This window comes from Phycobacter azelaicus (assembly GCF_014884385.1).
GTDB lineage: Bacteria > Pseudomonadota > Alphaproteobacteria > Rhodobacterales > Rhodobacteraceae > Phycobacter > Phycobacter azelaicus.
The window spans coordinates 3674649-3688038 of the sequence record NZ_WKFH01000003.1; the positions used below are offsets into that span (position 1 = coordinate 3674649).

The window sequence follows — 13390 nt, forward strand, 5'->3', positions numbered from 1 at the left end:
GCGCCTTCCAGCCTGTTTCATGCCATAATCCCAAGATATGCCACCTTTATCCCAAGCGCAGAAGAGGGCCCTCGTGACAGTCGCGCGCCCTGCAACCAGATCCATTCCCGCCTATCCCGCCGATGCCTTTCGGGTCGACGTCGGTGCCAATATGGGCGATCCTCTGGGCGTGTTCGAAGATCTGGTGCTGGACGACGTCTACGTGCTTTCAGCGAAGAAACCGGCCAGACGTCTATCCATCAGCAGCCAGTCAGACGGTGAGTTGAGCGTCGGTGCAGACAGTGAGCTGGGTCAGGCTGGCGCCGCGCTGCATCTCGACGCCGCCCTGACGCTGATGACCGAGACTGGTCCCAACATCGATGCTCTGGTTCTGGTCGAAGTGGATACAGACGGGATGATCGCGGGCGTTTACCTTGTCCCCCTTGCACCGCTTGTCCCGGAAGTCGGATATACGCTTCTGAGTGCCGAGCGCGACGGCGCAAGGACACGGCTGGCCCAGATGACCGCCGTATCCTTCGCCCGCGGAACGCATATCACCCTGTCCACCGGAGCCCAACGCCCGATCGAAGATCTGCGTCCTGGCGACCGAATTCTGACCCGCGACGACGGTGTGCAGGAGCTGCGCTGGATCGGTATGACCACCAGCCGCGCCACCGGTGAGATGGCGCCGATCCTGATCCGCAAGGGCACGCTGAACAACGCGCGCGACCTGCTGGTCAGCCCCGAACACCGACTGATGGTCTATCAGCGCCGCGATGCGCTGGGGGCCGGCACGCCCGAGCTGCTGATCCCCGCCCGCCATCTGGTCAATGGTGACAGCGTGGTGGTGCAGGACGGCGGCTTAGTGGACTATTTCCAACTGCTGTTCGACCGCCATCACATCGTCTATGCCGAGGGGATCGCCGCCGAAAGCCTGTTCCTGGACCCGGTGACCGAACCCGCCCTGCCGCCCGAGCTGCTGGAGCGGATCGCAGGGATCGCAGGCCCCCATCAGCGCCGCGACAGCCACGGGCTGGACGTGCCAAGGCCCCTACTGGACCGCCCGGATCTGGTGGAGCTTCTGAAGCGGGCGTCACTGAGGTAGGGCTGTCAAACGGGCTTTGCTTAGGTTGTGGCATTTGCACACTGGCACCCGGGCCGTCAGCTCTGCGGACTTTGCAGACCTTTTTTTGCTCTCAGATTAGGGTCCGTTTTGGTGGTCTTTCACTTTATTTTTGTCATGCTCCGATTTTCCCAAACGGCGACCAAATACAGAATTGAATGCAACAGATGCCCAGATTGTGAAGTAATCGAACCCTCGTGTCTCAACATCAAATGTCCCTATGCCATGAATTCGACATAGATTTTCCAAACCTATCCGTGTATACGGTACGAAAGCCTCTTCACGGATTTTTGCTTTCAAAGCTGAGCCGGTGAAGTCCTCTTCTAATAGCTCTCGCGATTCCATTTGCTTATCCTGAGCACGAAATTCCGATATTTCGGGGAAGTGGCCTTGGAAAGCACACCATCCAAACAGGCCAAATTGAAAACTTTCTCGAACGATAAAGGTGTCGTACACGCTTAGATCGCCAATCCTATTGTCATATTCATTGAAGCCAAGCTCTTCCCGAAGGCCTCGCCTGAAGCAATTCAAAAGAGTGACCTGCCCCTCTCCACGCTGTTGAAATTGAAAATCAGTAAAGGTTAAACCTTCATTCATCGAGACGTGGAGCTTTCCTGCTCCCGAATTGCCTCCTGCCGTGGAGGCAGAACGCCTCGAAAACACGATTTTTCGTTTGAGATCGGTGAACAAGAATACATTTAGGCCAATTGAAGTTAAAAACGGAAAGTATCGTTCATTGATGAGTGTCTTGTAGTTTTTTTCAACATTTACAATGAATTGCGGGTTTTCTTGCATGTACTGTCGAATAACTTTCTGCATTACAGAATGCGTGAAGTAGTCTGTCTCATAGACCCGCAGGTCAAGACGCGAGCGCTCGTCATCTCCGACCCGATCAAAGTTAAAGTTCCGAAGACCTAGCTTTCTACCATTGAAAATTCGTCCTTCCGCCTTGGCCACAAAGTCCTCGCAGACTGCCCGTCTTGCGTCGTTAACACGTTCTGCGATGTCCTCTATCCCGGTAATTTCTTTGAGGCGAGAAAGAGACTTACTACCGAATACTTGATCTTCTTCAAAGACGAAAGGTGGAGTGTCGTGATACTTGCGCAGCCTTTCATTGATTTCCTCAAGTCCAACACCGCGGATTGGCCTAATTAGGAAGACCTCTTCCGTTGGCGAAATCGATTGCCCATCCAACTCGAACTTGGGAATCGCGCTATCAAGCAACAAAACTGTATCTTTCGGGTATGTCTTTCGCCAGTATGCGTATCGCGCCCGTGCTCGGACAAACTTCCACCAATCAACTAGTCGCCGGGCAAAAAGTCCTCCTAGAAAACTGACAAGCGGAAGGAAGAATTTGGATATGGTTTCTAAGACAAAATCATACAATTTGAGTCACGCCCCTTTAACGAAGAGATGCGCTAGGTTTTCGCACCAATTTCCCTACATCCGACCTTAGCCGCGTGGCAGCAATTTAGTAAAGTGGGCTCTGAACAGACGTTCGCTGCGTAGCCAACCAATGGCTGCTTCGGCTGCTTCCCCTCACTCCCCCCGTTCCTCCTCCAGCCTCCGCCGCGCATTCAGCGCGATGCGCAGGGTCGTGTTGTCATTCTCGTGGGCCTGGATGTGGCCCGATAAAAGCGCCATCCAGTAGATGCGCAGCACCGCGTTGATGCGGCGGCTGTAGTTTGGGCCGAGCTTGCGAAACCAGCGGACCATGTCGGCATCCAGCCGGATCGTCACCCGTGTCTTGGGGCGGTCGAGGCGCTGCCAGCTGTCCATACCCTGCCAGTCCTGCGGCAGGCTCTTGTCCAGCCAGTCGCGGCGCAGGGCGAATTGCAGATCGTCCAGTTCCTGCTGTATTTCGGCGTCAAAGTGTTTGCGGCTGGGCATCGGATGGGGACGGTCTGGTTTCGGACTTCGGGGATCAGCATGGGGCATCTGCCTTAAGGACGGGTAGTCCCCCCGTGCGCAGGGGCGGCAACGGGTGGTGCATGCCCGGTGTACAGGGGGTGCACGGGGAGTGCATGCGGGGTGGCGCCTGTTTTTCTTGCCTCGGGGCGCATTCCTGATATACGCGCGCACATGCTTGATACCCAGTCCAATCGCCCCGAATTGCCGCCCGAAATCGCGCGCCGCCGCACCTTTGCGATCATCTCGCACCCGGATGCGGGCAAGACCACTTTGACCGAGAAATTCCTCCTTTACGGGGGCGCCATCCAGATGGCCGGACAGGTGCGCGCCAAGGGCGAAGCGCGGCGCACGCGCTCTGACTTCATGCAGATGGAAAAGGACCGGGGGATCTCGGTCTCGGCCTCGGCCATGTCGTTCGATTTCAAGGAGTTCCGGTTCAACCTGGTGGACACGCCCGGCCACTCGGACTTTTCCGAGGACACCTACCGGACGCTGACGGCGGTGGATGCGGCGGTGATGGTGATCGACGGTGCCAAGGGTGTGGAAAGCCAGACGCAGAAACTGTTCGAGGTCTGCCGTCTGCGCGATCTGCCAATCCTGACCTTCTGTAACAAGATGGACCGGGAGAGCCGCGATACATTTGAGATCATTGACGAAATCCAGGAGATGCTGGCGATTGACGTGACGCCCGCCAGCTGGCCCATCGGGGTGGGACGGGATTTCATCGGCTGCTATGACCTGTTGCGCGACCGGCTGGAGCTGATGGACCGGGCCGACCGCAACAAGGTGGCCGAGAGCATCTCGATCGAAGGGCTGGACGATCCCAAACTGGCCGAGCATGTGCCCGCGCAGCTGCTTGAAAAGTTTCTCGAAGAAGTTGAAATGGCAAAGGAACTTTTGCCAACCCTCGACCCGCAATCGGTACTTGAGGGACATATGACCCCGATCTGGTTCGGCTCTGCGATCAACTCCTTCGGGGTGAAGGAACTGATGGACGGCATCGGCACTTACGGGCCAGAACCTCAGCCTCAGCAGGCCAGCCCCCGGCAGATCTGCCCCGAGGAAAAGAAGGTCGCAGGTTTTGTCTTCAAGGTGCAGGCCAACATGGACCCAAAGCACCGCGACCGCGTCGCCTTTGTGCGCCTGGCCTCGGGGCATTTCAAACGTGGCATGAAGTTGACCCATGTGCGGTCCAAGAAACCCATGGCAATCTCAAACCCCGTACTGTTCCTGGCCTCCGACCGGGAGCTGGCAGAAGAGGCTTGGGCAGGCGATATCATAGGCATTCCGAACCACGGCCAGCTGCGCATCGGCGATACGCTGACCGAGGGTGAGGCGCTGCGGGCCACCGGCATCCCCTCCTTTGCGCCGGAGCTGTTGCAGACCGTGCGCGCGGGCGATCCGATGAAGGCGAAGCACCTGGAAAAGGCTCTGATGCAATTTGCCGAAGAAGGTGCGGCCAAGGTCTTCAAGCCCTCGTTCGGCTCTGGCTTTATCGTCGGTGTGGTCGGCGCGCTTCAGTTCGAGGTGCTCGCCAGCCGGATCGAAATGGAATACGGCCTGCCGGTGCGTTTCGAACCCTCTCAGTTCACCTCCGCGCGCTGGGTCAGCGGTGACAAGCCCGCGGTAGAAAAGTTCATCAACGCCAACAAGCAGCATATCGCAACCGACCACGATGGCGACACCGTCTACTTGACGCGCCTGCAATGGGACATCGACCGGGTGGAGCGGGACTATCCGGACTTGAAACTAACCGCGACCAAGGAAATGATGGTCTGAGGCGACATTTCAGACCATCAAGGTTGGGCACGGGCGCGCATGGATATTGCCGAAGAGATTTATCCGGGGGGCTTTCATACCCTCATGCGCCGCCTCGAAAAGAAGCGGCGCCCTTACGAGGGCAGCGCCGCGCTTTTGCAATCTCTGCCGAGCGATCTCGCCGCTTTGGAAGCGGCCACTATTGCGCCGCCCCCCCCAGAGAACGCACCCGGCGAAAAGCAGCATATCGAAACCAAGTGGTTCAAAATCCGACGTGATTTTGCCGGCCTCAGCGAACTGGCAGCCGTACATGCGCTCTGCATTGCAATTCTGCGCCGGGACGATCCCCCCCAGCTTGCCCGGGACCTGTTTCTGCGCATCTGGCAAGAGCGCGGTGCCAGCTTTGTTAATTGTCTCGACACACGCTGGCTGATTTCGACCGCATCCACCTTTGGCGATCATGGCGAAACCGAAGCGCAGCGGCGCGGCGGCCAGGGGCTGTCGATGCTCTTTGACCTGATCAAGCTGCACGACAGCGAGCGCAGACTCTCAGGACGCCCGGGCAACTTTGCCTTTCCCAACCTCAAGCGGCGCAAGTCCGATCATCCGCTTGCATTCGACATGACCGCCTATTCCTTACGCTCGGGCGATCTTGACATGAACATGCTTGCGCGACTCTGGCAGTGTGTCGAAGAAGATCCGGTTTTCCGCCCCCTGGGGGCCCGCATGTTGCGCATGGTGATGACTGATGATCGCAGCATTTTCGCGCGGCTCAGACACTACAAGCGAAAGCCGACGCCCCCATGAACAAATCGCCAAAGGCCGATACATGGGGTATTGTAGCGACGATCAAGGCACCTGCTGAGGACCTGCTGGCGTGGGCGGCCTATCATCTTGACGCGGGTGCGCAACGGATATTCATCTACCTCGATGCCCCCTGCCCCGATGCGCACGCTGTGCTGGTACGGCATCCCAAAATCAGAGTGATCGATTGCGATGAAGGCCACTGGCGAAAAAGGCGCAAGGCCGGGAAACCGCAGAAGCACCAGGTCCGCCAAACTCTGAATGCAACGCGCGCCTATCGACGCCAGTGCAAAGGGCTGGATTGGCTCATCCACATAGATGTTGATGAGTTCCTATGGTCCGAAACCCCGCTGTCTCGGATCTTGGGCGACCTGCCCCAAACCACCAAATGCGCCAGGGTATTTCCCATTGAAGTTTTGGCCGGAGGAGATGGCACCGCTTTCAAGGGACACATTGAAAGCGGACCAGAACGACGCAGGATCTCAGAGGCCCTTTACCCCACTTACGGCGCCCATTTGCTCGGCGGCTTCCTCAGCCATGTGCAGGGCAAGCTCTTTGTGCGTCCCGGCCTTGAGGAGGCGCAACTGCGCATCCACAACCTGATTCTCCCGGATGTGGAAAACCCCGCTCAAGCGATCCTGCCCGGTGTTGATCTCTGCCATCTTCATGCTCGCGACTGGGACAGTTGGATCACCCATTATCGATACCGGCTCGAAAAGGGCTCTTATAGACCTGAGTTGAAGCCCGCCTTGCCCCGCACAAAAGGCGGACTTTCGGTGCACGAGCTACTCTCAGCGATCGAAGCAGAAGACGGGGAACAGGGCCTCAGAGCCTTCTTCGAAGAGGTTTGCGCCGATAGGCCCGCTTTGCGCACCCGGCTGAAACAACGAAACCTGCTGCGCCTCCGCGATTTGCGGCTTGGCGAAAAGCGGAGCGCCCACTTCCCGGACGAAGCCTGAGCGCTCAAAGCTGTGCAAATACGTGATTGTCTTGCGTGGCGAAGTCCCGACAAGCGGTCATCAAAAAAGGCTTCAATTGACGATCGCCCCTTATTTTGGTAGACCGCGCCACACGCCGGCAGCTGCCAAACCGCATGACCTTGCGAGGCCTGGCCGATACATACACGCGCGGGCCTGGTCAGTGTCCGCAACAACGGACGCAAATGACAAAATTCTCCGATCTGAACTTGAACCCCAAGGTCCTCAAGGCAATTGAGGAAGCCGGGTATGAAACACCCACCCCCATCCAGGCCGGAGCCATTCCGCCCGCTTTGGAGGGACGCGATGTTCTGGGCATCGCACAAACCGGCACCGGGAAAACCGCTTCTTTCACCCTGCCGATGATTACAGCGCTGGCCCGTGGTCGCGCTCGCGCCCGGATGCCGCGCAGCCTGGTGCTCTGCCCCACGCGTGAATTGGCCGCCCAGGTGGCCGAGAACTTCGACACCTACACCAAACATCTGAAACTGACGAAAGCGCTGCTAATCGGCGGCGTCAGCTTCAAGGAACAGGACCAACTCATCGACAAGGGTGTCGATGTTCTTATCGCAACGCCCGGTCGTCTGCTCGACCATTTCGAACGCGGCAAGCTAATCCTCTCGGACGTTAAGGTAATGGTCGTGGATGAAGCCGACCGTATGCTTGACATGGGCTTTATCCCCGATATCGAGCGCATCTTCGGCCTCACGCCCTTTACCCGCCAGACCCTGTTCTTCTCGGCAACCATGGCGCCGGAGATTGAGCGGATCACCAATACATTCCTGTCGAACCCCGAGCGTATCGAGATTGCCCGCCAGGCGACCACGTCGGAAACCATCGAACAGGCCGTCGTGGAATTCAAAGCCTCCCGCAAGGATCGCGAAGGAAGCGAAAAGCGCAAAGTGCTACGCGCTCTGATCGATCAGGAAGGCGACAATCTGACCAATGCGATCATCTTCTGCAACCGCAAGACGGATGTGGATATCGTTGCCAAGTCGCTGAAGAAATACGGCTATGATGCAGCCCCCATACACGGGGATCTGGACCAGAGCCAGCGCACCAAAACTCTCGACGGGTTCCGCGACGGACAGTTGAGGATCCTCGTTGCCTCGGATGTGGCCGCACGCGGACTTGACGTGCCAAGCGTCAGCCATGTGTTTAACTATGACGTTCCCGGTCACGCGGAGGACTATGTTCACCGCATTGGCCGCACCGGCCGTGCCGGGCGCGAAGGCAAGGCGATCACAATCTGCGTTCCGCGCGACGAAAAGGCGCTGGATGCGGTTGAGAGCCTCGTTCAGAAAAAGATCGAACGGCTGGAAAACCCTGTGAAGAAGGCTCCGGCGCGCAAGGCGGCAGCCAAAGACGCCGAAGATGCAAATGAGGCCAAGCCCAAGCCAAGCCGAACCCGCTCACGCAGCAAATCGTCGGACAAAACTGCGGCTTCAGCACCACACCAGCCTCAGGAGCAGGAGGTGCAGTCCTCAGCCCCTAAGGAGGACACGCAGGCCGAGAAACCGACGAGCGGCAAAAGATCACGTGGCGGCCGTGGCGCAGGCAAGGACCGGCGTGACGATCGCAAGGTGGTCGTTGGAATGGGAGACCATATGCCCAGCTTTATCGCCTTGTCCTTTGACGAGCGCCGCGCCAGCTGAGCCAGCCTTGCAGGTCATCTTTGTTTCGGCCGTGCCCCTTAGGGTGCGGCCGTTTTCTTTTGCTCCGCTGCCAACTCTCCCCTGATGGTTGCTTTGCACCTGCAGCATGGCGGCAATGACGAATTTACCAGATGTCATCATCGCCCAATGCACCTAGATCACGGCTAACAATCACACACTCCTGAAACGACCGAGATTGATCAATGCCCGCTTCTGATATCCCCATGTTGACCGCCCAAGACATCCAAGCCATCGAACAGCGCGCCTATGCCATGCGCAGCGAAGCCATCGCACAAATCTTTCGCGGCGCAGGCGCAGCATTGGTAAAGGGTATGCGAAGGGTTGCAGGCCTTTTCCAGCGCCCCCGCCACGCCTGAGGCAAGCTTTCCCACCATCACTCACAAGAAAACGCCCCGGTCCATTTGGCCGGGGCGTTTTTGCTTCTACCATTTCGAACCCTTCAGCGCATACGGCTGATCACAACTGTTACTTCAGGCTTTTTGCCGATTTCGGTATTGGCGGTTTGACGTGCGACCCGGCGCAGTTCACCTTCCAGCTTGTCGTCATCGCGCAGGGTCTTGGCCCCGGCGCGCATCAGAAACTGGTTGAGATCCTCTTCGATTACCTCGGCCAGAGCCGCATCGGATGTGCCGGTTTCGGCAAGGCCTTTGATGTCGCACCAGGGTTCGCCCAGCGGTTCGTCCTCTTCATCCAGGATCACCGTAATCACCAGATGGCCATTCAGCGCCATGCGGATACGATCACGCACAATTCCGTCCAGCGCACCGATCTTGACCGTGCCATCCAGATAGACCCGGCCAGTCTCGATGTAGTCGACCACCTTGGGCTCATCCCGCGACAGATCCAGCATGGTCCCGTTCACAGCCACAGCGCTCGCGATACCGGCTTCTTCGGCGATGCGCGCATGCTGGCGCAAGTGGCGATGCTCGCCGTGCATCGGCACAAGGATTTTGGGCTTCACCAGAGCATGGAGCTGCTCAAGATCCGGCCGGTTGGCATGTCCTGAGACGTGATAAAGGCCTGAGCTGTCATCCACCACATCGACGCCGCGCTCCGAGAACTGGTTCATGATACGGATCACGCCCTTCTCGTTGCCAGGAATAGTTTTGGAGGAGAACAGGAAGAGATCTCCCGCCTTCAGCTCAAGACCGCGATACTTGCCGCGCGCCATCTGCGCAGTGGCAGCGCGCCGCTCCCCCTGGCTGCCTGTCGTAATCAGCATCAGGTTTTCCCGCGGTACATCCTGCGCTTCCTCGGGCTGGATGACTTTTGGGAAGTCGGTCAAAACTCCGGTCTCGACCGCCGCCTCGACCATACGCAGCATCGCTCGTCCCAGAAGCACGATTGAGCGCCCTGCCCGTTCACCCGCTTCGGCGAGAGTTTTCACCCGCGCAACGTTCGAAGCAAAGGTGGTCGCTGCGACCATGCCCTTCGCCTCACCGATCAGCCTCGTGATCTCAGGCGCCAATTCTGCCTCAGAGCGCCCCGGATGTGCCGAGAAGACATTGGTGGAATCGCAGACCATGGCCTGCACACCATCCTTGGCGATCTCTTTCCACATCTCGGGATCAAAGGGCTCGCCCACCAGAGGGTTCGGATCCAGCTTGAAATCACCGGTGTGCACCACGCGTCCGGCGGGCGTATCGATGATCAGCGCGCCGCTTTCGGGAATCGAATGAGACATGGGGGCGACACCGATCGTGAAGGGACCAAGCTTGGTCACTTCGGGCCAGGCCGAGACGGTTTGCACCATCTTGGGATCATGGCCGCGCTCTTCCATCTTGCGGCGGGCCAAATTCGCGGTAAAGGCACGCGCATAGACCGGCACCCGCAGATCGCCGTACAGATGCGACACCGCACCGATGTGGTCCTCGTGACCGTGGGTGATGAAGACCGCCTCCAGCTGGTCAACCCGCTCTTTCAGCCAGGCGATGTCCGGCATGATCAGATCCACGCCCGGGCTGGTCTCCATGTCCGGGAAGGCCACGCCCAGATCCACCAGGATCAGCCGCTCCTTGCCGGGCTTGCCGTAGCCATAGACATAAGCGTTCATGCCAATTTCACCTGCCCCGCCAAGGGGCAGATAGATCAATCTCTCAGTGCTCATTCGGAGTACCGTTATCCTTGTTATATTTATGGATGACCTGCAGCCCATGCATGGTGAGATCATCCTCATATGCGTCGAACAGATCAGCAGTTTGCTGGAACAAAGGCGCCAGCCCGCCTGTCGATATGATTTTCATGGGCACGCCGCGCTCTTCCTTGATGCGGGTGCAGATTTCACGCACGAGGCCGACATAACCCCAGAAGACGCCAGATTGCATACAGGCCACGGTATTGGTGCCGATGACCTTTTGCGGCTTGGAGATGTCCACGTGGGGCAAGGCCGCTGCTGCCTGATGTAGGGCTTCAAGGCTCAGATTCACCCCTGGTGCAATCACCCCGCCCACATAGGCGCCATCCTCAGCCACGACATCGAAAGTGGTCGCCGTGCCAAAATCCACCATGATCAGGTTGCCGCCATAGTGATCAAAACCCGCAACCGTGTTGACCAGTCGGTCCGGGCCGACAGCGGTGCCTTCGTCCACGCGCACCTCGACCGGCAACAGGCAGTCGGATTTGCCAACCACCAGGGGCCGGGTATTGAAGTATCGGTCCCCAAGAACCCGAAGGTTAAAAACCACCCGCGGCACAGTAGAAGAGATGATCATGTCGGTGATCTCCGCCTCAATCCCCTGCAGGCGCATCAGTGTGTTGAGCCATACAAAGTACTGATCCGCCGTGCGCCGCCAGTCCGTCGCCGTGCGCCAGGTGCCGATGAACTGCTCCCCATCCCAGATCGAGAAGACGGTATTGGTATTGCCACAATCAACAGCCAAAAGCATGGGGCGCGCCTTTCCTAGAAGTAGACATCCGCGGCGGGAATGGTGACGCGGCCTTTGGCGGTGTTTAGGACAAGGTTGCCCCGGGCGTCCACCGTTTCAAAGGTGCCTTCGGTGTCCGATGTTGCGGTCCGGGCGGTGATGACCTCCCCCAGCTTAGCCGCACGAGACAGCCAGGCGGTGCGGATCGGCTCGAACCCATATGTAACGAACTGCGCCTCATAGCGGGCATAGGCCTGGGCCAGCGCCTCTAGGAACTCCTCGGCAGACACCTGAATCCCGGTTTCAGAGAGCAGCGAGACCGGCCAAACGGCGCCCGGTTCCAGCCACTCTTTCATCGGGGTTTCCATCAGATTGACCCCAATCCCGATCGACAAATAGGTGACCCCGCTGCCCTGCCCGGTACTTTCGAGGAGGATACCCGCCAGCTTCCCCCCGTTCAGCAGCACGTCGTTTGGCCACTTCAAGGCAAGACCATCCCGGCGCCCGGTGACTGCAACGCAGGCATCATACAGCGCCAAAGATGCCACGAAGCTTCTCAAGGCAACCTGATCTGCAGCCCCATCGGGGCGGAACACAAGGGTTGCCGCAAAGTTGCCGCGAGGATCTTTCCAGTCTCGGCCTCGCCTTGCACGCCCCTTTGTCTGGCGCAAGGCCAGAATCCATTCCGGCCCCGTCAGATCACCAGCGATCCGAGCCGCCTCATCCAAAGTGCTGTCAACTTCGGGAAGAACGCGTTTTCCATATCCAGCAGGCCAGCTCATCGCCACTCTCGCTTATAAAAATGCGCAAAAGGCCCGGTCCTGCGACCGGGCCCTTTCAGCTTGTCTTTGGTATCGATCAATTGACAAGGGTTGCAGCCGCAGCCGCAGCCGCTCCGTCAATTCCGAACTGGTAGACCACACCGATCAGCATCAGCGCCGCAGAGGCCATCAGACCGACGGTCAGCACAGGCGATCCCTTGGCTTCTACCTCTTCTTCGGAGCCACCGAAGTACATGTAGAAGACGATCCGCAGGTAGTAGAAGGCACCGATAACAGACGCGATGGCCGACGCGATGACCAGCCCCATGAGCCCTGCTTCGACACCAGCCTGCCAGACGCCCAGCTTGGCAAAGAAGCCCAGCATCGGCGGAACACCGGCCAGCGAGAACATCAGGATCAGAACCGCCAGCGCCTTGCCCGGCTCGCGGGATGCAAACTGGTTCAGCGCGTTGATGTCCGTGACCGGCTTACCGTCCTTTTCCAGCATCAGGATGAAGGAGAAGGTTCCGACATTCATGGTGACATAGATCGCCAGATACACGAGCATCGCCGAAACGCCTACCTCGGTGCCCGCCGCCAGGCCGATCATCGCATAGCCCATGTGGGCAATGGACGAGAAAGCCATCAGGCGTTTGATGTCACGCTGACCGATGGCCGCAACGGCGCCCAGGAACATGGACAGCACCGACAGGACCACGATGACCTGCTGCCAGTCGACAATCGCGCCGCCAAAGGCGTCATGCAGCACACGTGCGAAAAGTCCCATCGCGGCAACCTTAGGCGCGGTCGCAAAGAAAGCCGTCACCGGTGTGGGGGAGCCTTCGTAGACATCAGGGGTCCACATGTGGAACGGCACGGCAGAAACCTTGAAGGCCATGCCAGAGATCAGGAACACGAGGCCAAAGAGCATGCCAAGCGACATTTCACCATGCTCGGCCACCTGAATGATACCGGTGAACTTGGTGGTTCCGGCGAAGCCATAGACCAACGAAGCACCGTAGAGCAGCAGACCAGAGGACAGCGCGCCAAGAACGAAGTACTTGAGGCCCGCTTCAGTCGATTTGATGCTATCGCGGCGCAGGGAGGCAACCACGTAAAGCGCCAGCGACTGCAGTTCGAGCCCCATGTACAGCGCCATCAGATCGCCGGCGGATACCATCACCATCATACCGACTGCGCTCAGCGCGATCAGGATGGGGTATTCGAAGGGCAGCATGCCGCGGCGGGACATGTATTCCTGTCCCATAATCATCACCGCAGCAGCGGCGACCAAGATCACCACCTTGGCAAAACGCGAAAAGCCATCATCGACGAACATGCCGCCAAAGGCTTCGTTGCTGCCACTGCCCGCTGTGGCGATCCAGACCGCCAGGGCAACCATCAGGCCGGAAGTGGCCCAGACAAGCGTCGTGGCCAGTTTGTCCTTGCTGGTGTAAACGGCCACCAGGAGCGCCACCATTGCGTAGAGCGCCAGAACAATCTCTGGCAGGACGATGGAGAGATCAGCTTGGATCAT

The 13390-nt window shown here is 58.5% G+C and carries 12 protein-coding genes; 6 read left to right on the forward strand and 6 right to left on the reverse strand.

Translation table 11 applies throughout. The features are described from left to right. Positions 1-73 precede the first annotated feature (73 nt). Positions 74-1084 (forward strand): Hint domain-containing protein, encoded by a 1011-nt coding sequence (locus tag INS80_RS18670; protein ID WP_369411436.1) that lies wholly within the window; start codon positions 74-76, stop codon positions 1082-1084. Positions 1085-1180: 96 nt separating this feature from the next. Here the strand turns inward: INS80_RS18670 and INS80_RS18675 are convergent, their stop codons facing one another. Further along, positions 1181-2488: a hypothetical protein gene (locus INS80_RS18675; RefSeq protein WP_192967058.1), complete on the reverse strand. Its 1308-nt coding sequence runs from the start codon at positions 2486-2488 to the stop codon at positions 1181-1183. A gap of 153 nt (positions 2489-2641) precedes the next feature. After that, positions 2642-2992 (reverse strand): BrnA antitoxin family protein, encoded by a 351-nt coding sequence (locus tag INS80_RS18680; RefSeq protein ID WP_192967059.1) that lies wholly within the window; start codon positions 2990-2992, stop codon positions 2642-2644. Between the two features lie 192 nt (positions 2993-3184). Here INS80_RS18680 and INS80_RS18685 point away from each other — a divergent pair, with 192 nt between their 5' ends. From INS80_RS18685 to INS80_RS18705, 5 genes are all read left to right on the forward strand, one after another. Further along, positions 3185-4792: a peptide chain release factor 3 gene (locus INS80_RS18685; protein ID WP_192967060.1), complete on the forward strand. Its 1608-nt coding sequence runs from the start codon at positions 3185-3187 to the stop codon at positions 4790-4792. A 39-nt stretch (positions 4793-4831) separates the two neighbouring features. Next, positions 4832-5578 (forward strand): hypothetical protein, encoded by a 747-nt coding sequence (locus INS80_RS18690; RefSeq protein ID WP_192967061.1) that lies wholly within the window; start codon positions 4832-4834, stop codon positions 5576-5578. Further along, positions 5575-6534, forward strand: coding sequence for a glycosyltransferase family 2 protein (locus tag INS80_RS18695; RefSeq protein ID WP_192967062.1), 960 nt, complete (start codon positions 5575-5577; stop codon positions 6532-6534). The genes INS80_RS18690 and INS80_RS18695 overlap by 4 nt, the downstream gene beginning before the upstream one ends. A 203-nt stretch (positions 6535-6737) precedes the next feature. Next, positions 6738-8207 carry a DEAD/DEAH box helicase gene (locus INS80_RS18700; protein WP_192967063.1) on the forward strand — a complete coding sequence of 490 codons (1470 nt, stop codon included), beginning with the start codon at positions 6738-6740 and terminating at the stop codon, positions 8205-8207. Positions 8208-8410: 203 nt separating this feature from the next. Then, a complete protein-coding gene (locus INS80_RS18705; protein WP_192967064.1) occupies positions 8411-8584 on the forward strand; it encodes an RSP_7527 family protein in 174 nt (57 codons plus the stop codon). Positions 8585-8667: 83 nt separating this feature from the next. Here INS80_RS18705 and INS80_RS18710 read toward each other — a convergent pair whose 3' ends face one another. The 4 genes from INS80_RS18710 to nuoN form a co-directional block, all read right to left on the reverse strand. After that, entirely contained in the window at positions 8668-10335 is a 1668-nt protein-coding gene (locus INS80_RS18710) for a ribonuclease J (protein ID WP_192967065.1), read from the reverse strand. Then, positions 10325-11113, reverse strand: coding sequence for a type III pantothenate kinase (locus INS80_RS18715; protein ID WP_192967066.1), 789 nt, complete (start codon positions 11111-11113; stop codon positions 10325-10327). The genes INS80_RS18710 and INS80_RS18715 overlap by 11 nt, the downstream gene beginning before the upstream one ends. 14 nt (positions 11114-11127) lie before the next feature. Beyond that, entirely contained in the window at positions 11128-11874 is a 747-nt protein-coding gene (locus tag INS80_RS18720) for a biotin--[acetyl-CoA-carboxylase] ligase (RefSeq protein WP_192967067.1), read from the reverse strand. A gap of 76 nt (positions 11875-11950) precedes the next feature. Further along, entirely contained in the window at positions 11951-13390 is a 1440-nt protein-coding gene (nuoN, locus tag INS80_RS18725) for an NADH-quinone oxidoreductase subunit NuoN (protein ID WP_192967068.1), read from the reverse strand.

Bases quoted from the DNA above. Each gene is read 5' to 3' on its own strand.
- INS80_RS18720 (WP_192967067.1), bottom strand. From the start codon at position 11,874: ATGAGCTGGCCTGCTGGATATGGAAAACGCGTTCTTCCCGAAGTTGAC.
- INS80_RS18695 (WP_192967062.1), top strand. From the start codon at position 5,575: ATGAACAAATCGCCAAAGGCCGATACATGGGGTATTGTAGCGACGATC.
- INS80_RS18690 (WP_192967061.1), top strand. From the start codon at position 4,832: ATGGATATTGCCGAAGAGATTTATCCGGGGGGCTTTCATACCCTCATG.
- INS80_RS18700 (WP_192967063.1), top strand. From the start codon at position 6,738: ATGACAAAATTCTCCGATCTGAACTTGAACCCCAAGGTCCTCAAGGCA.
- INS80_RS18685 (WP_192967060.1), top strand. From the start codon at position 3,185: ATGCTTGATACCCAGTCCAATCGCCCCGAATTGCCGCCCGAAATCGCG.
- nuoN (WP_192967068.1), bottom strand. From the start codon at position 13,390: ATGATCCAAGCTGATCTCTCCATCGTCCTGCCAGAGATTGTTCTGGCG.
- INS80_RS18715 (WP_192967066.1), bottom strand. From the start codon at position 11,113: ATGCTTTTGGCTGTTGATTGTGGCAATACCAATACCGTCTTCTCGATC.
- INS80_RS18705 (WP_192967064.1), top strand. From the start codon at position 8,411: ATGCCCGCTTCTGATATCCCCATGTTGACCGCCCAAGACATCCAAGCC.
- INS80_RS18710 (WP_192967065.1), bottom strand. From the start codon at position 10,335: ATGAGCACTGAGAGATTGATCTATCTGCCCCTTGGCGGGGCAGGTGAA.
- INS80_RS18680 (WP_192967059.1), bottom strand. From the start codon at position 2,992: ATGCCCAGCCGCAAACACTTTGACGCCGAAATACAGCAGGAACTGGAC.